Source organism: Actinotalea ferrariae CF5-4 (assembly GCF_000603945.1).
Taxonomy (GTDB): Bacteria; Actinomycetota; Actinomycetes; order Actinomycetales; family Cellulomonadaceae; genus Actinotalea; species Actinotalea ferrariae.
Map to the genome: position 1 here is coordinate 1 of NZ_AXCW01000378.1, position 461 is coordinate 461.

The window sequence follows — 461 nt, forward strand, 5'->3', positions numbered from 1 at the left end:
CCGGGCGATCCGCGCCGCGCGCCGGTGCCCCGCGGCCCAGGTGCTTGCGCTCGCTGGTCCGGCGCGGGGTCCGGGGGTCGTGGTGGTGGGTGCCCGGGTGGGACGTGGCCGCGGCCGCCGACCGCTCCGGCCGCCCCTCGTCGAGCCGGATCCGCAGGGGCTGTCCCGCGACCCGTGCGGCCGCGATCCGCCGCAGCGACTCCTCGCCGAGGGAGGCCGTGATCTCCACCAGGGTGAAGCCGGAGAAGATGTCGATCTTCCCGATGTCGCGGCCCGTCAGGCCGCCCTCGCCCGTGAGGGCTCCCACGACCGCCTCGGGTCGCACGCCGTGGCGGTGGCCGACGGCGAGCCGGTAGCGGGTGCCGCGGTCCGGCGCGAACGCCTCCTCGATCACCTCCGGCTCCTCCTCGACCGCCGTCCGGTCGTCGCCGACGGCGAGCGCGGCCAGGGCGGCCGCCACG

Annotated in this window: 1 protein-coding gene; it reads right to left on the bottom strand. The window is 78.5% G+C overall.

Annotated elements, in window-relative coordinates:
• Nucleotides 1-461: DbpA RNA binding domain-containing protein (locus N866_RS17965; RefSeq protein ID WP_173406178.1), on the bottom strand; the 461-nt coding region annotated here is incomplete at both ends.